At 38.4% G+C, this 23,240-nt stretch carries 19 protein-coding genes; all 19 read right to left on the reverse strand.

Features of this window, described 5'->3' with window-relative positions; genetic code table 11:
* Positions 1-292: 292 nt before the first annotated feature.
* The 19 genes from FB379_RS02480 to FB379_RS02570 all read right to left on the reverse strand — a co-directional run bounded on the left by FB379_RS02480 (position 293) and on the right by FB379_RS02570 (position 22,885).
* A complete protein-coding gene (locus FB379_RS02480) occupies positions 293-1,285 on the reverse strand; it encodes an aldo/keto reductase (RefSeq protein ID WP_144596886.1) in 993 nt (330 codons plus the stop codon).
* 48 nt (positions 1,286-1,333) lie between these two features.
* A complete protein-coding gene (locus FB379_RS02485; RefSeq protein WP_144596888.1) occupies positions 1,334-2,704 on the reverse strand; it encodes an LLM class flavin-dependent oxidoreductase in 1,371 nt (456 codons plus the stop codon).
* Positions 2,705-2,812: 108 nt separating this feature from the next.
* Complete coding sequence (locus FB379_RS02490; protein ID WP_063386546.1) at positions 2,813-3,703, reverse strand: MetQ/NlpA family ABC transporter substrate-binding protein; 891 nt, start codon at positions 3,701-3,703, stop codon at positions 2,813-2,815.
* A gap of 31 nt (positions 3,704-3,734) precedes the next feature.
* Positions 3,735-4,397, reverse strand: a complete 663-nt coding sequence (locus tag FB379_RS02495; protein WP_144596890.1) for a methionine ABC transporter permease — start codon at positions 4,395-4,397, stop codon at positions 3,735-3,737.
* Positions 4,387-5,412, reverse strand: coding sequence for a methionine ABC transporter ATP-binding protein (locus tag FB379_RS02500; RefSeq protein ID WP_130157495.1), 1,026 nt, complete (start codon positions 5,410-5,412; stop codon positions 4,387-4,389). Before FB379_RS02500 ends, FB379_RS02495 begins: the two co-directional genes overlap by 11 nt.
* A 344-nt stretch (positions 5,413-5,756) precedes the next feature.
* Positions 5,757-6,965 (reverse strand): acyl-CoA dehydrogenase family protein, encoded by a 1,209-nt coding sequence (locus FB379_RS02505; RefSeq protein WP_144596892.1) that lies wholly within the window; start codon positions 6,963-6,965, stop codon positions 5,757-5,759.
* 22 nt (positions 6,966-6,987) lie between these two features.
* A complete protein-coding gene (locus FB379_RS02510) occupies positions 6,988-8,220 on the reverse strand; it encodes an acyl-CoA dehydrogenase family protein (RefSeq protein WP_144596894.1) in 1,233 nt (410 codons plus the stop codon).
* Positions 8,221-8,326: 106 nt separating this feature from the next.
* Positions 8,327-9,703 carry an LLM class flavin-dependent oxidoreductase gene (locus FB379_RS02515; protein WP_063386541.1) on the reverse strand — a complete coding sequence of 459 codons (1,377 nt, stop codon included), beginning with the start codon at positions 9,701-9,703 and terminating at the stop codon, positions 8,327-8,329.
* A gap of 217 nt (positions 9,704-9,920) precedes the next feature.
* Positions 9,921-11,309 (reverse strand): LLM class flavin-dependent oxidoreductase, encoded by a 1,389-nt coding sequence (locus FB379_RS02520; protein WP_066247175.1) that lies wholly within the window; start codon positions 11,307-11,309, stop codon positions 9,921-9,923.
* 443 nt (positions 11,310-11,752) lie between these two features.
* Positions 11,753-12,295 (reverse strand): NADPH-dependent FMN reductase, encoded by a 543-nt coding sequence (gene ssuE / locus FB379_RS02525; RefSeq protein ID WP_063386539.1) that lies wholly within the window; start codon positions 12,293-12,295, stop codon positions 11,753-11,755.
* 42 nt (positions 12,296-12,337) lie between these two features.
* Entirely contained in the window at positions 12,338-13,519 is a 1,182-nt protein-coding gene (locus FB379_RS02530; RefSeq protein WP_144596896.1) for an acyl-CoA dehydrogenase family protein, read from the reverse strand.
* Positions 13,520-13,589: 70 nt separating this feature from the next.
* Positions 13,590-13,922, reverse strand: a complete 333-nt coding sequence (locus FB379_RS02535; RefSeq protein ID WP_242009271.1) for a hypothetical protein — start codon at positions 13,920-13,922, stop codon at positions 13,590-13,592.
* Between the two features lie 269 nt (positions 13,923-14,191).
* The gene (sfnG, locus tag FB379_RS02540; protein WP_063386537.1) at positions 14,192-15,268 is read right to left on the reverse strand and encodes a dimethylsulfone monooxygenase SfnG; all 1,077 of its coding nucleotides are present in this window, start codon (positions 15,266-15,268) and stop codon (positions 14,192-14,194) included.
* Between the two features lie 499 nt (positions 15,269-15,767).
* Positions 15,768-16,241 (reverse strand): PCYCGC motif-containing (lipo)protein, encoded by a 474-nt coding sequence (locus FB379_RS02545; protein ID WP_063386536.1) that lies wholly within the window; start codon positions 16,239-16,241, stop codon positions 15,768-15,770.
* A 469-nt stretch (positions 16,242-16,710) separates the two neighbouring features.
* Positions 16,711-18,072, reverse strand: a complete 1,362-nt coding sequence (brnQ, locus tag FB379_RS02550; protein WP_144596898.1) for a branched-chain amino acid transport system II carrier protein — start codon at positions 18,070-18,072, stop codon at positions 16,711-16,713.
* 321 nt (positions 18,073-18,393) lie between these two features.
* On the reverse strand, positions 18,394-18,870 hold the full coding sequence (locus FB379_RS02555) for a flavin reductase family protein (protein ID WP_066250491.1): 477 nt from the start codon (positions 18,868-18,870) through the stop codon (positions 18,394-18,396).
* Between the two features lie 361 nt (positions 18,871-19,231).
* Positions 19,232-20,071, reverse strand: a complete 840-nt coding sequence (locus tag FB379_RS02560; RefSeq protein ID WP_117017022.1) for a zinc ribbon domain-containing protein — start codon at positions 20,069-20,071, stop codon at positions 19,232-19,234.
* 103 nt (positions 20,072-20,174) lie between these two features.
* Complete coding sequence (nagZ, locus tag FB379_RS02565) at positions 20,175-21,488, reverse strand: beta-N-acetylhexosaminidase (protein WP_117017021.1); 1,314 nt, start codon at positions 21,486-21,488, stop codon at positions 20,175-20,177.
* On the reverse strand, positions 21,485-22,885 hold the full coding sequence (locus FB379_RS02570) for a zinc ribbon domain-containing protein (protein WP_158640151.1): 1,401 nt from the start codon (positions 22,883-22,885) through the stop codon (positions 21,485-21,487). Before FB379_RS02570 ends, nagZ begins: the two co-directional genes overlap by 4 nt.
* Positions 22,886-23,240 lie beyond the last annotated feature (355 nt).

Raw genomic sequence — 23,240 nt, forward strand, 5'->3', positions numbered from 1 at the left:
AATAATGTGAAAGTTCAAACGTTCAACTGTTTCATCAATCCGTTTGTTTTACACCGCAGCTTACACCACGATTGTTTTGATTGAGGAAATGGATGTCTATTTATCAAGCTCTGATGTTCATCATTAGAATACTTAAGTCCACCCTCTCGTAAGAAAAGATTGCTCCAACAGCTTTTCACAAATTGGCTTTAAAGGAAAAGACAGCATAACCATTCTCTGATTTCAAATTTGTCAAAGTGTGAAATCGATTCTTACGCTAGATTTTTAAAACACTAGCACCATTTCCTCTGGATTACTTTCTATATTTGCTAAATAAATCCTCATCTGGACTATGATCCGTTGGTAATGGAGGCGCATCTGACAATGCGGATATCAGTTCTCTTTCACTGGCAGTTAAAGGGATTTCTGCCCCAGCAATCGATAGGGCCAGTTGTTCCGGATTACGTGCTCCTATAATTGGAGCAGTTACAGCAGGATGATGTAATACCCATGAAACTGCTAAAGAAGCAGGATGATATCCAAATTGTTTCGCCAGCTCCGTAAATTGATGTGCAATAGTAAAATAATACTGATGACTATATCTTTTCTCATAATTCTTTTGTTCTACTAATCTTCCTTGCTCCGGCTTGTTTGTACTGTTATATTTTCCGGTTAATAAACCTCCGCCGAGCGGACTGTAAGTTATGGCACCTAATTGCTCTGATTGAGCTAACGGAAAAATTTCTACCTCCGCTTGCCGTTTTACGAGATTATACATCGGTTGAATTAACTCAAATCGTGCTAGCTGTTTTCTTTCAGATATTCCTAGAGCTTTTGCAATTTGCCAGGCAGCCCAGTTACTTACAGCGGGGAATAAAATCTTCCCTTGTTTTTGTAAATCATCTAAAGCTCTAACGACTTCTTCAATATCTGTATACTCGTCAAACAGATGAACAAAATAAAATTCAATCCGATCAGTGCCCAATCTTTTTAAACTTTGTTCAACTGATAAAAAAAGATTTCTTCTCGATAAACCGCCGCTATTTAAATCTTTGCCTGTAGGCAAGCCTGCTTTAGAGGTTAAAACAATCTCATCTCGATGACCGGCAATACACTTTCCAAGAATTTCTTCAGCACGTCCATCATTATAAACATTTGCTGTATCAAAAAAGTTTATCCCGGCTTCTCGACATTGCTTATACATCATAATGGAAGTTTCTTCATCTGCAATGCCGCCGAATGACATTGTTCCAAAGCATAAATTTGAAACATGAATGCCTGTCCTTCCAACTGTACGAAATTCCATTATTACCTCCAACATTATGAGCTGAAGGAGAAGCAAACTTTAAATTTGTTAAAAATTCCGATATTTTGCACCTGTATGATCATCTGGCAGCAGCTTTTTCCCTGTACCAAACAGCTTCTCCCTCAGTGTTCCTTTCTCGTATTCTTTTTTATAGATTCCACGTTTTTGCAGCTCCGGAACAACGAAATGAATGAACTCTTCAATGCTTCGAGGCGTTATAAGATGTGCAAGATTATACCCGTCGATTCCAGTTTGTTCGATCTGGAATTGAATGCTGTCAGCTATTTCAACGGGATTGCCGACTAATACATTACTCCTTCCGATCGTTTCAAACTTGTTTAACACTTCTCGAACAGTTAATTTTCTTGGCGCATCTTTCGTTAATGAAGCAGCTCGAGACTGACCATGTTCCGTATGCTTATATTCAAAAAAGGCGTCTTTATCTTCATATTTAGATAAATCATAGCCTGTTGAACCGCTATATTGAGCTTTTGCCGCTTCAGCACTCCACAATCGATTGTATTCCTCATATTTTAATTCAGCTTCTTCTGTCGTTTCTGCCACAATGACATTTAAAAACGTAAATGCTTTAATATTATCAGGATTCCGTCCGTATTTTTCAGCCCGTTCTTTAATATCTTGAATATAAAATCTTAATTTTTCGGGCGTCGACCCGCCAACAAACACACACTCTGCATGCTTGGCGGCGAAATCTCTGCCGCGCTCAGAAGAACCTGCCTGAAAAATAACAGGTGTCCGCTGTGCAGAAGGATATGTTAAATGCGGGCCTTTTACGCTGAAATACCGCCCTTTATGGTTTATTTCATGAACCTTTTCGGGATCAAATAAAATTTCATTTTCCGCATCGCCAACAAACGCATGCTCCTCCCAGCTGCCTTCCCAAAGCTTATAGGAAACCTCCATAAATTCATCGGCAATATCATAACGCTCGTCATGTTTAACAATTTCTTTATGGCCGTAGTTTTGCGCAGCATTTGGCAAATATGAAGTGACAACATTCCAGCCAATTCTGCCGTTTGTAAAGTGATCTAATGTGGAAAAACGACGTGCATTTGAAAACGGATGTTCATACGTTGTGCTGACCGTTACTACAAATGACAAATGCTCTGTAACAGCTGCCACCGCTGGTACAATAAAGGCCGGATCATTTAGCGGAACTTGAACGCCGTCTCGAATCGCAGCATCTTTACTATTTTGATAGACATCATACACTCCTGCTACATCTGCAAAGAAAATGGTGTCAAACTTCCCTTTTTCCAACAATTTTCCTAACTCAATCCAATAATGTAGATCATTATAATAAAGATGGCGTTTATTTTGAGGATGCTTCCATAATCCGTGAGAATTATGCATAGCTCCTGCCATATCAAAAAGATTTAATATTATCTGCTTTGCCATATTTCTCACTCCAGCATCTTTTCAAAAGTACAAATTCCGATTCTATCAGTCGATTGTCATCAAATTCAAATGCAGCCTTGCTCGCAAATAAACAATTCCTTCCTTATGTTATTCTTTGCCTTGTTTAATATTTTCAACTAAGCGATCTAATTCTTTTTGCAGTTCTGGTACTGGCACCTTTGTGACAATGCTTGCACCCTTCGTATCTTCTTCTACTGCTTTAGCTACTTCTTCTGTCTGATAAATTTCCGCAATGGTCTTATATGCCTCATTGTCTTTATTCTTTTCTAGAGTGGCAAAAACGTTAACATACGGCAGTGTATCTTTGCTGTTTGGATCATCATGAAAAATGGCATCTGCTAAAGTGTAGCCGGCTTGACCAGCTATTCCGCCATTAATAATAGATGCGGCTACATCAGGCAGCACTCTAGGAGTCTGTTGGGCAACGACTTCTACTATTTCAATATTTTTTGGATTTTTAACGATATCTTTTACTGTTGGATAAAGACCGACATCTTCCCTTAACTCAATTAATCCAGCTTGCTGCAGAACCTTTAGCCCTCTTCCTAAATTAGCCGGATCATTTGGAACCGCAATTTTTGAACCATTTGGGATCTCGGATACATCTTTATATTTTTCCGAATACAATCCTAAAGGAGCAACAACAGTTGAGCCAATCGGCACAATATTCACATTATTTTCCGCGATAAATTGGCTTAAAAATGCAAGATGCTGGAAGGCGTTCACATCTACCTCGCCATTGACAAGTGCAGTATTTGGCAGCACATAATCGGAAAATTCGACATATTCTACCTTAATATTTTTTTCTAACGCTTTTTTCTTAATGATGTCCCAATACTGTCCATCTGATCCGGTAATCCCCACCTTAACAGTAACGACTTTTTCTTTTTTATCCCCAGATGCTGAATTGCTGTTGCAGCCTGCCAGGAGGCCAATCACCAAAATTGTTACTAGTAAATGGAATAGTTTGATTTTCATAAAATAATAATCCCCCTAATATATGATTGATTTATCTGCGTAAAAAGAAACGTGAAAGCATGTTGCCAATAAATTGGGCAATTTGAACAAGAATAATTAATATGACAACCGTAACAATCATGACGGATGTATCAAACCGCTGATAACCATATGTCATCGCAAGATCCCCAAGGCCCCCTCCGCCGACCGTTCCAGCCATGGCGGAAAAATCAATAAGTCCTACGGTGATAAATGTAATTCCTAAAATTAAAGGCCCTAATGCTTCGGGGATTAGTACCCCAAATATTATTTGAATGGGTGATGCCCCCATCGCCTTTGCAGCCTCGATAATACCTGGATCAATTGAGACTAAATTATTTTCTACCACCCTGGCAATGGCAAAAGCTGCAGCAATGGTCATCGGAAAAATAGCCGCTGTCGTTCCAATTGTAGTTCCCACAACGAATCGCGTAAGCGGACTGATGGCAACTAAAAATATGATGAACGGTATAGGTCGAATAATATTGATTAATAAATTCAAAAATGAAAAGATGAATCTATTTTCTAAAATATTGCCTTTACGGGTGGCAAATAGCAGTAGTCCCATGATAATTCCTAAAATACTAGCAAAAATCAATGTGAAAATGACCATTGTAATCGTTTCACCTGTTGCTTGAAGTATTCTAGGCCAAAACGTCGTCCAATCAACTTTCACCGTTTGTGACCTCCCTTACTTCAACTATCTCTGTCAACTCTTTTAATACTTCTTCAATTTGAGAATCAGCTCCAATGAATTCCACGATTAAATTGCCAAACAATTGATTTTGAAGTTCATTGATGCTTCCGTAAATGATATTAAAGTGAATATTATGTTTAGCTGTTAATGTCGATAATATAGGTTGACTCGCAGTGTCTCCTGAAAATACAATTCGATAAAGCTTTCTTTCATGATCCTTCCTTAACTTTTCAAGCAAGCTCGAAGATAATTTTTCATTTACAACCGAACTGATAAAATTTTTCGTCGTTTTTTCTTGAGGATTTGAAAATATATTAAAAACCTCGCCCTCTTCAATGATTCTCCCATTTTCCATAACCGCTACGCGATTGCAAATTTTTCGAATCACGTTCATTTCATGTGTTATTAATAAAATCGTAATATTGAATTCTTCATTCACTTTTTTCAATAGATTTAATATTTCATTAGTGGTTTCTGGATCTAAAGCCGAGGTAGCCTCATCACATAACAGAATGTCTGGTGAAGTTGCAAGCGCTCGTGCAATCCCTACTCTTTGTTTTTGACCTCCTGACAACTGTTCAGGAAATTTGTCAGCTTTGTCTTCAAGACCAACAAATTGTAATAGCTCTGTAACTCGTTGGTGGATTTCCTCCTTCGATTTTTTCTCCAATTTTAAAGGGTAAGCAATATTGCCATATACCGTGCGAGAATTAAATAGATTAAATGTTTGAAAAATCATTCCAATTTTTCTTCTTAATTGCCGCAGATCTTTCGAAGATATGGAATTCAAATCATAATTATCGACTATAATATTTCCTTTTGTCGGACGTTCGAGTAAATTCACTAACCTAAGCAGTGTACTTTTTCCGGCTCCGCTAAAGCCGATGATTCCAAAAATGTCGCCTTTTTTAATGTGAAGCGAAACATCTTTTACAGCTTCTACTTTTTTCCCACCAGACTCGTATATTTTACTAACTCTCTCTAGCCTAATCATCAATTTCCTCCACCAACCGAAAATTTATCCAGATCTATATACACAATATCCCCTTTGTTCAAAACGTTTAATGAGGGAACTACTCGAGTGTTTGGGGATGGTGCTTCTCCCATCTTAACTCTTTATGTTTAATTTAATTTGTTTAACTTGGAAAAATGGCGATGAACCATAATACTTTGACACATTTGTGCAATGCAAAAAATTTTTTTCCTTGTCATATTGTGAAAAAGAAAGGCCTTAATTTCATTTTTCATGAAATTAAGGCCTCTGGTGTTCCAGTCAGCAAATATTATGCACTTTTCTGCTCAGCAGCAGAAAATGCTCCCACAGTCTCCAGCATCCTCCTATTTAAATTGCACTTCTTTCAAGCTATTTCGATATTCTTCAATCACGGATTTCGAAACTTGACTCACGACCATGTCATTTAAAGGAGGATTATATAAACCACACTGAACATCCCTAAAATATCTTTCTAATGGCAAATCTTTCGATAACGAATGACCGCCTGCGATTCTCATAGCCAGCTCTACTATTTTGATCGCATTATTACATACTGTATATTTTGTAATAGAGACTTCATTGCTTAACTTGTCTCGAACATGTAAATTTCGGTCCCATTTTTCAGCTAAACCGTATAACAGGTATCTTGATACAGCGATTAAAATTTCGATTTCTCCAATTTTATCCTGAACATGCGGCGCCTCTAGAATAACATCTCCTAGACTTGGTGAAAATTTCTCAGCCGCATACTTTAAAATAAAATCTCTGGCAGCAATCGCAATCCCTAAATAAATGGCTGGCAACTGCAGCGTGTAGGCACTGCTGTTGCCCTTAAAGCGGTTGTTCTTCCCCTTGTCAATGTAAGACAATAACGCCTCTTCCGGCACAAACACATCATGCAGTTCGATATCATGGCTGCCTGTTGCTCTCATTCCCAAAACATTCCATGTATCTATCAATTGTACCGAATCATTTTTTTTAATTAAAAATTCGGCCGTTTTATCTTCTTCTTCGACATATGCCAAAATCGTAAAATGCGACACAATTGGCGCCAATGTTGCAAATGCCTTTCTTCCTGAAATGATATATCCGTCTTTCGTTTTTCTCGCAATTGTTGATGGGGTTCCGCCTCTTACAATATTGCCTGATGTCCGCTCCGTGACAAAAACATTTAATAATGAACCTTCCTCAACAGCCTCTCTGCATATTTTCGCAAAAATTTCTTCTTTCCAAGGCCGGAAATCCCTAAGGCTAAAGAATGCCATTAAGTGCCATCCTATCGCCAGTGCCGTAGAACCACAGGCTTTCGCTAATCGTTCTTGTACCAGCAAAATTTCATATAATGAAAGTTCTTCACCGCCATATTCTTTAGGGATTGTTAGCTTATGATACCCCTCTTTTTTTAGGATTTCGATATGCTCAAACGGAAATTCTCCTGTTTCATCATATTTATCAGCTGTCTGTCGAATTTTCTCTGCAATGCGCTCCGCATATTCTACGAGCCTTGCATCTCGTTCATTTCGAATCGTCTGATTGCTTGCGTTAAAATCCATTGTGCATCCTCCAATAAAATCCTTAGAAGTAAACCTCTCTTATCGGAAGCTTCGTACCATTCACAACATAATCGCCAATAGCTCTTGCTTTGTAGGCTATCGGATTATGGGAAGCAAGTGTGCGAATATTGCGCCAGTGGCGGTCAAAATGCTTGGATTGTCTCGTAGCTGAAGCGCCGCCAACCTCAAAGAGAAGTGTAGCTGCTTGTAATGCAAGGTGATCGATAATAACTTTCGCCTGAGCAGCTCGCAGGGAAGCCTCATGACTTAAATCAAAGTCTATTTCTCCATTAACCGCCTCATTCACTGCTATGTCTAATGCATCTGCGGCAGCCAGCACAAGTGCTTCTGCGGCAAACGCGCTGCTTGAAAGCTGCCCAATAATTTGCTGAAGCAGCGGATCAGCCGCTGGCGTATCTGCCGATGCAAAAGTAAAGGTTCTGGATCTTCCATGAACTAAAGCTTTAGCGTCTGTCACCACATTCCGCAAAATACCCGCTATCACTCCTTGCAGATAGAGCTGTAAAAATGAATTGAAAGGCGTCTTCGTCTCATCAATAAATGTTACTTCTTCTCGATTGACATATACATTGTTTAAGCGTGTTGTACCGCTTCCTGTTAATTTTTGTCCGATACCATCCCAGTCATCTTCAATGATGACGCCATCACGATTTGTCGGAATAAACGCGGAAACAGGTTTTCCTTCAGGGGTTGATGCCATAACGATTACCCAGTCGGAATATATGGTACCGGTGCTAAAATATTTCGTACCGTTTAATCGGTACCCTTCGCCATCTTGAGTCAAAGTTGTTTCAAAAATCAAATGACCAACATTTTTTGATGAAATTTCCGTAAAGGCATTCCCAATAATATCTCCTTTTGCCACGATTCCCAACAATTGCTCACGTCGTTCTTTATCCGGATTTCGAAGTATTTCTTCTACTTGCCAATAATGGGCACGAAGGCTGTGCGCCACATCCGGATCGGCTTCAGCTAAACGGATTAGGACATAGAAAAGATCACGAATACTAGCTCCTCCACCGCCTAGTTCAACAGGCAGACGTAAAGCACCCAATCGAGATTGCCGAATTAAATCGAAGGCGTGATAAGGCAGTTCTTCACTGCCGGCATTTCTTCGTTCCTCAGCGTCTTTAGCAATTACATCAATCAATTGATCTAATTCAGGCGAATCAACTTTTACCGGACCGTTAAAAGTCAAAGAGCTTGCTTCATTTAATTGATTTTGAATTGACATCTTTTATGCACTCCTTTAATCGTATTTTAAATTTCACTATTCACATCTTTTTAGTAATATTTATTTGTAAAAAAAAGAGCCAAACAGCAATTACTAGCACCTCAGATCAATTTACAGGGCTTTTCGCTGCAAATGCACCTCGGTATTTTGCAGCAGGATGACGCTCATTGAGACGATCTGTCCCAAACAATTTGCGCCGCAATGTTCCTGGCTTTCCATATCCATTGCGCGCTAAACCGCGCTTTCGAAGCACAGGCATGACTTGATCAATAAATTCTTCATAGGAACCGGGAATCGTCGCATTGATGACATTGATGCCGTCAACACCTGCATCCCTCCAAAGCTCAAGCTGGTCTGCAATCATTTCAGGAGTGCCGACAATACGGTTTGTTTTGCTCCTGAGCCTAGCAAGATCTCTAACTGTAGGAGTCCTTCCCGGCGTGCTTTGCTTTAGCCATTCATATGTGCTTCTGATCCCTTCAGTTTTGATATCTTCCAATGGAGTATCTAAAGTAGCATTCCCTAAATCAATTCCCATCCCCCCAGCGGAATGAGCGATCATCATATCGAAATCAATCTTATTTTCAAGTTCATATTCTTTTTGCCGAGCTTCTTCCTCCGTCTTTCCGATCACAAAGTACAATCCCTGATAAAAGTGGATATCCTCACTCTTTCTGCCATTTTCAACCGCCAACCTTCGTGTTTCATCGATCAGCTTGCGGGCATTTTCAGGATCAGGTGCTCCAATGAAGATCGCTTCAGCATTGCGAGCCGAAAAATCTCTGCCAGTAGGGGACGAACCAGCTTGAAAAAGCAACGGTGTGCGCTGCGGTGATGGAGCCACTAAGTGCGGTCCTTCCACCTTGTAGCGCTTGCCGACATGATGAATTTTATGGACTTTCGCCGGATCCGCATGAATTCCGCTTTCACGGTCCTGCAAAAGCGCTCCTTCATCCCATGAACCTTCCCAAAGCTTATATAAAACATCAACATATTCATCCAGCCACTCATATCGTTCATCATGCGGAACTAAGCCGTCATAGCCAAAGTTGCGAAAGGCATTTGCTGAGTAGCTGGTAACCATGTTCCAGGCAATTCGTCCTTTGGTGATGTGATCTAATGTTGATACACGGCGTGCAAAGTTAAAGGGAGGTTCTTGAACCGGAGCCGCCGTAAAAGCTAAGCCCAAATGTTTTGTATTTACTGCAAGTGCTGAAAGCAGTACCATTGGGTCATTACTAGGTACTTGCAAGCCATTTTCAATATGGAAATCCCATCCTCCTCGAAAGTCATTGTACAGCCCGACGACGTCGGCGAAAAAGATGACGTCAAAACCTCCCTCATCCAGCCGTTTCGCTAAAGAAACCCAAAGATTTACGTCATTAAAGTTAAGCTGATGACCTTCTTGATCACGCCACATCCCGTGAAGAATGTGAGAAGGTGTATTCATAACAAAAGCAGAAAATGATAATGGCTTTGTCATATTCCCCATATCTCCATTTATCCTAAAAATTTGTTTAACCAAAAAAAGAATTCATTTCATAAACGACTTAAAGGACTTATGAATCCGCAGCAAAATTGGAAACAAGTCAAATAAAGATGATGCAAAAGTAATACTGACTAACGACTAACCTACAGTTTCTTTTTTTCAAGGCTGATCATACGAAGTTCAAAGCTTCTTTTGATACAAAAAAGTAAGGTTAATCCTGCAGTTGATAGCTTAAATTTCTATATTTAGCTCCAATATGGTCTTCCGGTAAACGGGACTGGCCTTTGCCAAACAATTTTTCCCGCAAAGTTCCTTCTTCATATTCTTTTTTCACGACTCCACGTTGTTGAAGCTCCGGAATGACAAGATCAACAAAATCTTTAAAAGTTCCCGGCGTTATTGCATAGGCGAGATTAAATCCATCGATATCCGTATCTTCAATCCATTCCTCAAACGTATCAGCTATTTGCTTTGGTGTTCCGACTACTACAGGACCCATTCCGCCTATTCCAGCAAAATTCGCCAGCTCGCGGACAGTCCATTTTTTATTTGGACTTGCTTTCGTTAATGATTCGAGCACTGATTTGATGGCGTTAGTATCAATGTATTCAATTTCTTGATCAGGATCATATTTTGAAAAATCAACACCTGACCAGCCGCCTAATAAAGAAAGGGCCCCTTCATAGCTGATATATTGCGATAATTCTTCATATTTCGCCCACGCTTCCTCCTCCGTCCGCCCAACAATCGGTGTGAACAAAGCGAATACTTTTATGCTTTGCGGATCCCTGCCAAATTCAGCAGCCTGGGCTCTTAAATTTTTAACATATGAAGCGATAGGCTCTTTTCCTGGCATCGAAACAAATGTGCACTCAGCATGTTTTGCTGCAAATTGACGCCCTCTCGCTGAAGCGCCTGCTTGATATAAAACAGGTGTTCTTTGCGGCGACGGCTCGCACAAATGAATGCCTGGCACATTAAAATATTTGCCGTGATGATTTATTTCATGAACTTTCGCTGGGTCTGTGAAAATTTTTCTATCTCTATCTTTTATAACAGCATCGTCTTCCCAGCTGCCTTCCCATAATTTATAGCAAACTTCCAAATATTCTTCCGCAATATTATATCGTTCTGAATGGAGGAACCGATCGCCAATATCGATGTTTTTCGTTCCGCTTTCCAAATAGGAAGTAACAATATTCCAGCCTACTCGGCCCTTTGTTAAATGGTCTAAAGTCGACATTCTGCGTGCAAATGTATATGGATGCTCAAATGTTGTAGAGCATGTGATCCCAAAGCCTAAATGCTCCGTTGCATGCGCCATTGCAGAAACAAGTAAAATAGGGTCATTGACTGGAACTTGGGTTGCTTCACGTACTGCTGTTGTTTTATCATTTCCATACACATCATAAATGCCGATTACATCTGCAATAAATAATCCATCGAACCGCCCTTTTTCCAGTAATTGCGCCAGCTCAACCCAATATTCAATATCTTTATATCGGTATGACTGATCTTCAGGATGCACCCATAATCCCGGAGATTGATGCGCCACACAATTCATATCAAAAGCGTTTAAATAAATTCGCTTTTTCTTCATATGATTTCCTCCCGACTAACCGTAAATTTGACATTGTAGTTTAGTTATCATTCCATGGACCGATAATGTCTGTGATTCTATATATCAAAACTGAAATGGAGTGGGATCATTTTTGAAAGGTACGTGTCTCTTTCTCAAATACTTGTTGTTACATCTTTTTCTTCGTTTTATTTAAAGGTTTATAACGAAAAAAAACAGAGACTATCTTTGCAAGTACGAAACTTGCGATGATATGTCTCTGGTCGTCCAGTCAACATGATACATTTGATCGTATGAAATTTTTGCTAAAGTAATATATTTCCCTATACAAAGGTAAGTTTTTTTTGGTTGGAATCAACGGCAGCTTAAGCAATTTATTGGCGACAGTTCTGGCACCATTATTTTCCATCTCCGTGAGCAGGATGAAACATCCTTTCTGTTCGGTGCAAACAATATATAAATCACTATTTTAATTGTTCAACTTTTAACCGGCTTAATAGATCATTCAATGATGTTTGTAATCTCGATTCTATTTCCGCATCAATAAAAGTAACCTGATCTTCGTGATAGCCAATTTGAGAATCTACGAAATACACTCCTTTTAAAATCTCCTGGCTGCCTAACACAGAAGCAATCGGCTTAATAGCATATTCCAATGTTAAAAGATGAGCTGCTGTTCCGCCGGTAACCACTGGGAGAACAACTTTATCAACGAATCCTTTTTCAGGAATGAAATCTAACAGGGCTTTTAACACCCCTGGATAGCTTGCTTTATATACAGGACTTACAATAATAACTGCCTGTGCTTGTTCAATCTGTGCTAAAACCTCTTGAATTTTTGGGCTGTTGAAGTTGGCAAATAAAAGATCTTCTGCCGGCAGGTCACGAACTGAAATGGTAGACGCATTCAGCCCTTCAGCCTTGATCCTTTTTTCTAAATAAGCTGAGATAGCTAAGCTTCTTGATGGTTTAGATGGACTTCCGGAAATAATCACGATATTTGACATAATGTCATCACCTTTCTTCAATTAAATTCGATCGTTTATACATTAAGAATACGGTGTAATCTCAGGCAATTTACCGTTAAGAGCCCATTCTCCGATATCACGGATTTTATATTCAATGGGATCATGCAACGTGTGAGTCCTTACATTTCGCCAAAAGCGGTCAAACCGATATTTTCCTAAAGTTGCCCTTGCCCCCATTACTTCAAACATACGGCTGGTAACCTCTAAAGCTGCTTTTGCTGTTGCAACCTTTGCAGTCGCAATGATAATTCCACACTCTCCACGTTCCTTTTCTGTTAATGCCCTTTCTTTATCCCATGCTTCTTGCAGAGCATTTGAAGCGTCTTGGGCCAATGCAGCTGCAGCTTTTAACTGCACATATAAATCTCCATACTGGCGAATCGTATATGGATCGCTCGTCGCCTGATCTACTTTAGAGGTCAGCCAAGGACGAGTGATATTTTTCGTATAGTTTTTCGCTTCTTCAAATGCTCCCTCCGCAATTCCAAGAAGAACATGAACTAAAATGGTTTGAGCAGTATGCGTCCTTATAGTAGGGAAAAAGCTTTCAGGTTCTTGTTCATAGAAATTTAATATCTCTTCTTCCTTCAGCAGTACATCTTGAAAAACAACAGTGCCGCTGTCCGTTTGCCGTTGGCCGAAGCTATCCCAATCATCATTAATGATTATTCCTGTCCGATTAGTAGGAATAACGGCAATAACAGGGCGATCTTGATTTGGACTTTTAGCTGATATAAGCAGCCGCTCTGAATCTTTAGCACCCGAGCAAAAGCTTTTTTTCCCAATTAGCTTTAACTGATCCCCTTCTCGCTTTACGAGCAAGCTTTCATCAAGAGGATTATAGGTATTTCCCCAAAACAAATTATTTTCAGCCGTTTCCTTATAATACTTCTCTTTCTGCTGAGGGGAACCGAATAGATGTACGGATGTCAAGCATAAGAAATGATAGCCGAATAAGTGAGCCAATGACCCGTCTACTTTTGCCAGCTCACGCGTAATTTGCAGCACAGCTTTCCAATCCTTCCCCAGTCCGCCTAAAGACTTCGGGATGATAAGTGAAAGTAATCCGCTTTTTCTAAGCAGGTCACGTTCTGCTTTTGCTGTTCCTCCTCGTTCATCCCTTTCAATTGCAGTTTTAGCAAACTCTTTTGCTAACTGCAAAGCTGTGTCAAGGTAATGACCTGTTCCTTCTGCAACACTCATTCATTAGTTACCCCTTTGTCTTCTTTATCTAAATAATGTTTGTGATTAATAGTTTACTGACATAATCGTTCTATTGTTCCATTATTTCATTCATAAATTGATGAAGCTTCTTTGAAAGACCTCCGTTTCCAAAACGGATATATTTGCGTTTTTTAAAATCTACATCTTCTCTTTTGACAAATTCCAGAAAAGCTAAAATATAAATTCGACGATGAATAATAGAAACGACTCCATTTGTATAAAACCAATTGTCAATCGTATTGAAAACACCTTTATTTATCCGATAATTCTTTTGGCACCAAAGGAAAAATTGTAAATCCGGCAAATTCAAATATTCATTTTCTCGCAAAGATTTTTGTTTTTCCGCTTTATAATCCAATATGTTCACATAACTATTTGCCACCGCTAATCCACCTTTCCATGTTTGTAAAAAAAGGAAAGAGACTCTCATTTCAAGAAATATGATCTTGAATTGAGAGCCTCTAGTTGTCCAGTCAGCATTCATCAAACTATTTTGTTTATAACTAAATTAATACATATTATTCCTATATGTCAAGTATTATTTAAAGAAAGAGACTCCTCATTTCTTGATGTTGAATGCCCAACATCATTCGTATTCATTTGTTAGTTGTTCCGAAAGCTTACTCATTTCGAGTCTTATGCTTCTTTATATTAGTTGGCTAGGATTCCCTCCAATTTTGCTTCTTTTTCTCTTACGAGCGGAATGACTTTTTCACCAAAGGCTTTTAAGTCTTCATCGTAATGTAAAAATCCTGTCAAAACAATATCGACTCCTATTTTTTTCAGCTCAATGATGCGATCCGCCACTTGTTCTGCCGTTCCAATCAAACCTGTTTTGAAACCGTCATTATATTGCACAAGATCTTCGAAGGTGGATTCCGCCCACATTCCTTCACCTTCAGGAGAGGCTTTCCCTGCGAATTTCACTTGACTTTCAAAGCCTTCCACAGCTTCTTTATCTGCATGTAAAACAATATCTTTTAAAACTTGTTTTGCTTCTTCTTCTGTATCACGAACAATCACGAAGCCATTAACACCGAATTGGATGTTTCTTCCGTTCGATTCAGCCAATGATTTCACATGATCAATTTGCTTTTTCAGATTTTCCAGCGAGTTTCCATTCATGAAATAAACATCTGAAACTCGTCCAGCCATTTCTCTTGCTGCTTTCGAGTTTCCGCCTTGGAAAATTTTCGGGATATTAATAGGTTTAGGCTTTAATGGCGCTTCATTTATACGATAAAAATCTCCTTTAAAAGTAGTGGTTTCCTTTGTCCACAAATCTCGTAGAACCTGTATAAATTCTTCAGACCGTCGATAACGTTCATCATGGTCTAACCACGGTTCCCCATAACCGATAAATTCATTTTTAAACCATCCGCTGACAATATTAATTGAAGCACGGCCATTACTGATATGATCAATCGTTGAAATAATTTTTGCTATGACACCTGGATGCCATAGGCCGGGCAGCACAGCTGTAATAATGTTTAATTTTTTGGTACTAGCGGCAAGTGCAGAAGCAAGCGCAGCGGCTTCTAATTGTTTTTCAGCTCCGTAGCTGGCGAAAAATCTTGTTTGCAGCAGGACGTAATCAAAACCATTTTCTTCAGCTATTTGTGCATAACGTTTGTTATCCTCAAATGACCAGCCTGTTTTCTGTGGCAGATTAGAGATCACAAGCCCTCCACTAACGTTTGGCGCCCAATAAGCAAATTGTAAACCCATTGATTTTCCCTCCTTAAATTTTAATAAAAAAGGCTCATATCAGATCCTAATATTAGGAACTGATATGAGCCTCTGGCGGTCCAGTGGGCAACCGGATAAAAGTAAAAGATTTAAGTATGATATTAATTCCATTATTCCTATTTGTCAAGTATGTTTTTAAAAATTTCGACTTTTCTTGCTAGTTTTATTAGATCAGTCCTTAGAATTAGACATGAGGGAAAGGCAGAATGGAAAATGGGTCATGGAGCGAAAGGGAATATGATTATAAATAATTCTTTGTTGGAAAGCGTGGAGGATCGGTCAAAAAAAAAGCCGAAGGAGCTTTCTCCGACAATTTTATTATGTAAAAATAACAAAAAACAGTATTGACGGATATTCAAGATTAAATGTCTAATCACAAGCCTTTTTCCATCATGATCAAGTCCTGAGGACAAAAACAGTTTCGACAAAGCATAAAACATAGAAAAGATGAAACCAATAATTGGTCTCATCCTTTTCTTTATAACGGCATTGGTGTATCTGTCGGGTTCGCATAGCCTTCTTTGTATTTTTCATCTATATATTGGCGAATTTCTTTTACCGTTTTTCCATCTTGCTTCATTTTGATTGCTTCTGCTGCAATTTCTAAGCAGACGTTGCAGCGTGTTCCATGGTCATCCCATACAACAGAACCATTTTGATTTACTTGCTTAACAAAACAATTTAGACTGCTCCGATGTCCGGCATGATCGCCGCAGCCACAATAACAAGGAATCCATTGCAGCAGCTCCATTGATTTTCCGGCTGCTTGATAGATGATTTGAATGTTTTCGCTATATTCATTTAAAAAGGTCGGCAGTTCATCCCTTGAAGCAGTTGTTTCCCACAAGTCGCCATTCGGCGCGTGCTCCATGGTTGATTGTTCTTTATTTGAACTGCAAGCAGAAATGATTATTGTAATAAATAGTAATACCAATAATTGTTTGGCTTTCACAACGTCACACTTCCTTTTATAAAGTGTAATGAAATCCTTCTTTTCTGTTCATCAACTAATCACAAATTGCATTCAGCTGCCGAACATAGAACCATCTGGCGGCCGATGTTACCCTTACAATATATATTCCTATTTCCCTTCCTTAAAGGTTTTCTCTCAATTAATAAAGTCTAAAGAACGGCATACATCTTCAAAGCTTCTGATATCATTCCATTATATTGTAAAGGGGATACTTCTAGCAGCTGCTAAATATCCTTTATTTTTAAATCCGAACTTGCGAAGGGTGGATAGACTTTAACCTCTACAAGAAAAATACCATAATCACTAAATAATAAAAAGAATCTTCCTTTACTTTATAAAAAAATTGTCAATGGTCAAGTTTGATCAAAAAAGGAACCTTCCTTAAGAAAGTTCCTTTTTTATAGCTTACAAAAATTCAAACTATTCTTTCTATATATAATAGAACATTTTACGCTTTAACAGTTGATTTGGCCTGAATCCTTCCGACAATACCTGTAATAATAATGACAATAATCGCTGGAATAAACCAGCCGAGTCCTTGTTTATAAAATGGCAATACTTGTTCATAGAACGAAACAATTGGTACCATCCATCCGAAATAATCAATTCCAAGTGAATCACATAATGATTTCAAACCATCAAAAATACTAATTAAAAATGTAACTCCAGTCGCTGAAGCATATACAATGCGTGCGTGATGGAAAAGCGGCGACAAGAACGTTAACAAAATCAAAACAATCGCTAGCGGATAGATGAACATTAAGACAGGGATAGAAAATGTAATAATATTCGCTAATCCAAAGTTTGCTATTATAAAAGTAAGTATGCTAAAGAAGACAACCCACGTTTTATAGCCGATTCTCGGAATCAATTTATGAAAATATTCAGCATTCGCCGTTATTAATCCGATGGCAGTCGTTAAACATGCAAGGATGATAATAATAGCCAGCATAATTAAACCGAATGTGCCAAAATAATGTGAAGCTGCATTGCTGAGAACGGGTCCGCCTGTTTTAAAAATTCCGAAAGCTTCTGTACTTGTTGCTCCTAAATAAGCAATTCCAATATAAATCAGTGCGAGAAGCGCAATGGCAACAGTTCCTGATTTTGTTGTTGCTTTCAGAATATCTTTTTTTGATGTTACACCTAATTTGCGTATGGCATTGATCACAATAATGCCAAATACAAGTGATGCAAGGGCGTCCATTGTACTATAGCCATCTATAAAACCTTGGGAAAACGCATGAATTTTATACACGCCTTGCGCTGAACCAATGTCCCCAATAGGATTCACAACTACCATAAATAAAAGTATGGCAAGAAGAATCACAATTCCAGGCGCTAGAAGTTTTCCAACATTATCGACAATCTTAGACGGGTATAAAGAAAACCAAAAAGTCACAGCAAAAAATAGCAGCGTATAAATAAACAATCCAACTTGATGAAATTCCTCAGCAACAAACGGCGCAATACCGACTTCATACGCAACAGTTCCAGTCCGCGGTGCTGCAAAAAAAGGACCAATTGTTAAATAGAGCAATGATGTAAGAAAGACGGCATAAGTCGGATGAACTCTACTAGAAAGCTCTTGTAAATCACTGCTTCCGGAAAAACTCATCGCTATAATCCCGAGAAACGGCAATCCAACTCCAGTAATGATAAATCCAGTAACAGCAAACCACAGATTTTCCCCGGCATTTTGTCCAAGCTGAGCCGGAAATATTAGATTCCCTGCCCCAAAAAATAGGGCAAACAACATAACTCCAATGACAGCAAGCGAAGAAAATGATAGCTTGTTATCCTTATCCATAATTATTTATCCCACCATGATGAAATTTTTTAAAATTAATTTATTAAAATAATTTGCATGATTCGTACAATAAATTATATTATACTATTTTTTTACGAAAATTTCAATGAATTCATATACTTATACTACGTACATTCACTTGGAAAAAACGCTTGAAGCAGGCGGAAATGAACGCCTGCTTCAAATAATCGTAAGTCATCATCGCTTATCCTTTAAAATCTTGCTTCAACCTTTAGCCGAACAAAACTATATTCTTATTTTTTGTCTCAAATAATAAAATTTGCAGGTCTTTTTAACCGGAACATTATTCTTATAAAAAGTTTAGCCTCCATAATAGAAACCGGTTTCTTTCAATGTTAGCGGTTCGCCTTCCCGATGCACTCCGGCATTGAACACTTCACCAACGTAAATATAGTGGTCACCTTTTTCTATTTTTTCCACCACTTTACACTCAAAAAAGCTCAACGCATCTTTAAAAATCGGACATCCTGTTTCTTCCGTATAAAATTCGTATCCAGCCAGCTTGTTTCCTTCCGGCTCAATGGATCGGAAAAAGGCAGTAACCATGTCCTTCTGACCCGTCTCCAAAATATTGACGCTAAACACTCCGCTTTTGGCAATTTGTTGTTGTGAACGTGTACCCGCTTTTGCGGCAACTGCAACTAAAGGCGGTTCAAAAGAGGTTTGCGTCAACCAATTTCCAGCAAATCCATTGGCTCCGTTTTCATCTTTCGTTCCGACAATGTACAAGCCATATGTAATTCCACGTAAAGCCGTTTTTTTCGCCTTTGCATCCATGTTGAGCATCACCTTCCTTTGAAAACAATTTTTTGGATTGTTTTGGTATTCCCTTTAGCTTCATTTTAGGCAAACGATTAAAATATGTCCAGTTTCAGCTTATAGTTTGCCTAGAATATCGGCCAATTGTTCCATACTGCTTCCAATTCTCTCATAATGACCTCAACTTAAAACGTCATATCATACAATAGAATGAAAATCAGCCTATTAACATATGAAACGCTGGTATGCGGCGGGCATACCAGCGCAGAAGGTGATCTGATGCTTTTAAGGCTTAACGGTACTCATTGTGTAGTCTATATTGTATGAAAATTAAAGCAGCTAATATTTAGATTCGTTCAAAATGTTCAATGTCACTCCATCACCAAAAATATCTCCATTGATCAACAATTCTCCCCATTGCCGAATCAGCCAATATACCGATAAAAATCGCAAACACGATGGAAAATATAGCAACATAGATAATAAATGAGTATAAAGGATCTATTCCTTTTGAATATTTCGTTAGCAGTACACTTATCAAATAATATGGAATTAAAACGATCGCAAGCAAAAGTGAAATGCTCAGCACAATGTTTCCATAAACATGGGATTTTAACAAAACTAGCAATAACGCGATAAGCGAAACAATGATCGCAGTGGTAAGATGTGCTCCATATATAGCTGTTACCTCTTTAAAAGATGCACTTGATCCAAACAATTTATTAACAATGAACATACACAATAACACGAGCGCAACAATAAGAAAAACAAATATAAAAACATTAAAAAAGACCGAAATATACGAAGGTCCATCATAAAACTCATTTATCAGTCCTTGAGTACCATGAATTGCCGATTTAAATAGATTGCGGACAAAAACGCTAACCGTTAGTGTGACAATGAACACAAATAAAATAATGCTGATAAAGCCATTCACCCATTCATTTTTTTCTTTGCCAAAAATGGATGACGGATGTTTCAAAAAATGAACGAAATAGCTTCCATACACTTTCGACTGCTTTTTAACCTTTTCTACATGTTCATTCATTTGCGTGGAAGCTGCTTGGCCATAAGACGGTTGGGGATTTCTGTTAATTGAAACCTGATCCCCGCCGCCTCCCGCTGTTTCTTGTAGATTTAGATCATTATTCAATTTTGCCCCGCATTTCCCACAAAAATTTCCTTTTTCTTGTTCATTTCCACATTGATGACAAATCATTTTCCTCTATTGTTCCTCCTCTATTGATTGGTATAACATGGGCAGCCGCCTACAATCGGCTTGCCCAAACATTGAATGAAGATCTTCTACGAATTTAATTGAATCACTGTTCCTTTGTATTCATCCAATTTTCGATCAGTGTTTTATGCTCCTTGCTTCCAACTGTTTCTTTCGCATATTGCGGATCAACGATCGGATTTTGAATAGTGGATAATTTATGCATTAGCACTCTTGTCACCGCTTCGTTGATGCGCTTTTCTTGAATTTTTCCGTCTTTCACTGCTTTCACTAAGCCATTATAAACCTCCACTTGATGCTCATATTCATGGCAAACAAGCAGCAAATCCGCTCCGGCATTAATCGCTTCGATTGCCATATCTTCATATGAATAATATTTATTTACTGCGCCCATTTCAAGATCATCCGTGACAACAATTCCTTTATACCCCAGCTTTTCCCGAAGCAGCTTTTGAATCATAACAGAAGATAAACTTGCTGGTTTGCTAGGATCATAACTTGGATATTTAATGTGAGTCATCATAATGAAGAATTGATTGTGATCTGTATTTTCAATGAGCTTTTTAAATGGATAAATATCGGAATTCTCCAAATCCAATTTGTCCGCTTTTACAGAAGAAGTGTCAATATGCGGATCAACGCTGCTTCTTCCGTTGCCGGGAAAATGCTTGAGCGTTGCTGTAATCTTCGCTTCATGCAATCCTTGAACCACTTTTGCACCATACGTATAGACCGCTTCCGGATTTGTACCAAAAGATCGGCTGTCAGTCTCTGACAAATCCAAAACGGGTGCAAAATTTAGATGAAATCCCATGGCAGCCAATTCCCTTCCGTTCAGAAGAGCAATATCGTACACCGCTTTTTCATTTGCAGCTTGCCCTAGCTTCTGTTGGGATGGGATGGGAGACACTTTTTCTCTCATCCGCAAAATGTCTCCCCCTTCTTGGTCCACTCCGATCATAAGCGGCACTCCAAACCGCTTTTTCAGCGCGAGCCTTTGCAAAGAATTATTTAATTGCGCAACTTGTTCCGGAGTCTCCATGTTGCGGTCAAACAAAATGACAGAACCGATATGTTTGTTTACGATTAAATCGGTTATTTCCTCGTCTTTTTCCGTGCTTTTAAAGCCCACCATCAAAAGCTGGCCGACCTTCTCGCCCAAAGACATATCATCCACTATTCTAGCTGCTTTTTCTTCGACCGTTTCTTCTTTCTTATCGTTTTTTTCTTCTTGCAAAGCTGCAACATTACCCGCTTCTTTTACTTCCGGTTCTTCATGCTGGTCTTGAATCTTTGTTTTTTGATTTTCCTGAAAGAGCGGCAATTTCGGGATTGATATAATGGCAAAAATACTCAAAATAAATATGGCGAAAATGAGAAGCAAAGATTTCCATTTCATTCCGTTCTAGTATTTAGCTTTTTAATTTCAGGCGTTGCTAATTTCCAGCCGTCTGATTCCTTCACTAAATACCATTTCCCTCCCCATTCTTGTACTAATGTGGAGCCGTCGTCCTGTTTGTCATAAGAAGTTAATTGAAAACTCACTGTCGCTTGATCATTTTCTATACTTTCCACACTTACATTCGTAACTTCATTTTTAAAATTGTTTTTTAGCCCTTTAGACCATTTTTCATAGCTAATTTTACTGCGACGGCTTGAGGAAAACATTGCATATGCAGTTTCGTAGTCACCGCTTGAGATACTAGTATAATGGCTCATAATCACATTTTCGATCTCCGATTGTTCATCATGATAGTCTTTTAATGAATCTCCAACATCTTCGAAATCTTCCATTGGAATTTCTTGTTCAAATAATAGATCAATCGTTTCCCCGGCTTCTTTAATTGTCTTTTTATTGCTTTTCACCGTACCATCAGCAGTTTTTATTTCGGCATGAAGCGTCATCGAACCGTCTGTTGCAACTGGTCCAAACTCTTCTACATCCGAAATTTTTAAACCTGTGCTCTTTCCATTGACGAATAAAGTGGCATCTTCAATATTTGAATATAAATATACATAATCTCCAGTTAAATCAAAATTTATGTACACTTTATTTTCTTCTGCATCACTTGGCGAAACTTCTTCCACTTGCTTTACGTCTGCGTATTCTCCTTTGTATACTGCTTGCACTTTATGATTGATTGGCAAAAACGGCCCGTAAGTCCGTTCTTCGTCTTTTTTTATAGGTTCATATTTTTTTCCATCTATGTAAATATGGCTATCATGATTTGCCGTTACGACAATATATAAATTTTTAGGTATGAGTGCATAATAGTCAAAAAATAACCATTTTTTTCCTAATTTATTGATCGAAATATCTGCATCTGTATGCTCAGGAAATGCCCCTTTTTCATAAATAACGGCTTCTTTATGCAAGCTATTTTTCAGTTCAGAAAATTCCGATGGGTTCATTTGATAATGGTCAATTAATTGTTTGGCCACTTTTTCATCTATTTTTATATCCGATTGCTTCGAGTTTAGTAAATGAGCCACTTTTTTTGCATCATGATTGTTGATCGCTAGAATAAAATTTTCCGCCAGTTTTGTCGGTTTATAGACCGATTTTACAATAAAAAATGAACTTGCAATTACTAAAATTAATAGAACTCCAATACTTGCAAAAATCTTAGATTTTTTCGTTGCCAGCACCGGTCTTCTTGATCCTGATCCCTCCCCTGCCTTCATTACATTTTGCGATTGTACGGCGTTTTGTGATTCTACGACTTTCGCGCCGCAATTCGTACAAAATGTTTGATTTTCTTCTAATCGGTGTCCGCATTGTTGACAATAGTTCAACGATATCACCTGCTTTCTTCATAAAATTCAAGGAGATTATATCATTTCATAAGGCTTTTGATAGATTTTCTGAATAATTAGACATTAAAACAAACAGCACTCTTCTTAGAGGTTTTTCAAACATTTTTTAAGCTTCTATCAATCGGAGTAGAGACTTTAAACAAAAGGTGTTATATTTGCCCCTTTTTTCATTAAGTATAGGAAAACCCCCGACTGAGATGAAATTCATACATTTTACTTATATAAGAAATTTTGTTATAATATTTATTAGCAACCAGTAGGTTTGAGTGCTAACAATATACGCCACTTTCATTTTTCATTCATCCATCTGTTATGAACTTCATAATCATAGACT

The organism is Aeribacillus composti (assembly GCF_007827555.1).
Taxonomy (GTDB): domain Bacteria; phylum Bacillota; class Bacilli; order Bacillales; family Aeribacillaceae; genus Aeribacillus; species Aeribacillus composti.

Bases quoted from the DNA above. Each gene is read 5' to 3' on its own strand.
- FB379_RS02485 (WP_144596888.1), bottom strand. From the start codon at position 2,704: ATGGCAAAGCAGATAATATTAAATCTTTTTGATATGGCAGGAGCTATG.
- FB379_RS02520 (WP_066247175.1), bottom strand. From the start codon at position 11,309: ATGAAGAAAAAGCGAATTTATTTAAACGCTTTTGATATGAATTGTGTG.
- FB379_RS02505 (WP_144596892.1), bottom strand. From the start codon at position 6,965: ATGGATTTTAACGCAAGCAATCAGACGATTCGAAATGAACGAGATGCA.
- nagZ (WP_117017021.1), bottom strand. From the start codon at position 21,488: ATGAAATGGAAATCTTTGCTTCTCATTTTCGCCATATTTATTTTGAGT.
- sfnG (WP_063386537.1), bottom strand. From the start codon at position 15,268: ATGGGTTTACAATTTGCTTATTGGGCGCCAAACGTTAGTGGAGGGCTT.
- brnQ (WP_144596898.1), bottom strand. From the start codon at position 18,072: ATGGATAAGGATAACAAGCTATCATTTTCTTCGCTTGCTGTCATTGGA.
- ssuE (WP_063386539.1), bottom strand. From the start codon at position 12,295: ATGTCAAATATCGTGATTATTTCCGGAAGTCCATCTAAACCATCAAGA.
- FB379_RS02480 (WP_144596886.1), bottom strand. From the start codon at position 1,285: ATGGAATTTCGTACAGTTGGAAGGACAGGCATTCATGTTTCAAATTTA.
- FB379_RS02500 (WP_130157495.1), bottom strand. From the start codon at position 5,412: ATGATTAGGCTAGAGAGAGTTAGTAAAATATACGAGTCTGGTGGGAAA.
- FB379_RS02560 (WP_117017022.1), bottom strand. From the start codon at position 20,071: ATGATTTGTCATCAATGTGGAAATGAACAAGAAAAAGGAAATTTTTGT.
- FB379_RS02510 (WP_144596894.1), bottom strand. From the start codon at position 8,220: ATGTCAATTCAAAATCAATTAAATGAAGCAAGCTCTTTGACTTTTAAC.
- FB379_RS02515 (WP_063386541.1), bottom strand. From the start codon at position 9,703: ATGACAAAGCCATTATCATTTTCTGCTTTTGTTATGAATACACCTTCT.
- FB379_RS02555 (WP_066250491.1), bottom strand. From the start codon at position 18,870: ATGGATGCAAAGGCGAAAAAAACGGCTTTACGTGGAATTACATATGGC.
- FB379_RS02490 (WP_063386546.1), bottom strand. From the start codon at position 3,703: ATGAAAATCAAACTATTCCATTTACTAGTAACAATTTTGGTGATTGGC.
- FB379_RS02530 (WP_144596896.1), bottom strand. From the start codon at position 13,519: ATGAGTGTTGCAGAAGGAACAGGTCATTACCTTGACACAGCTTTGCAG.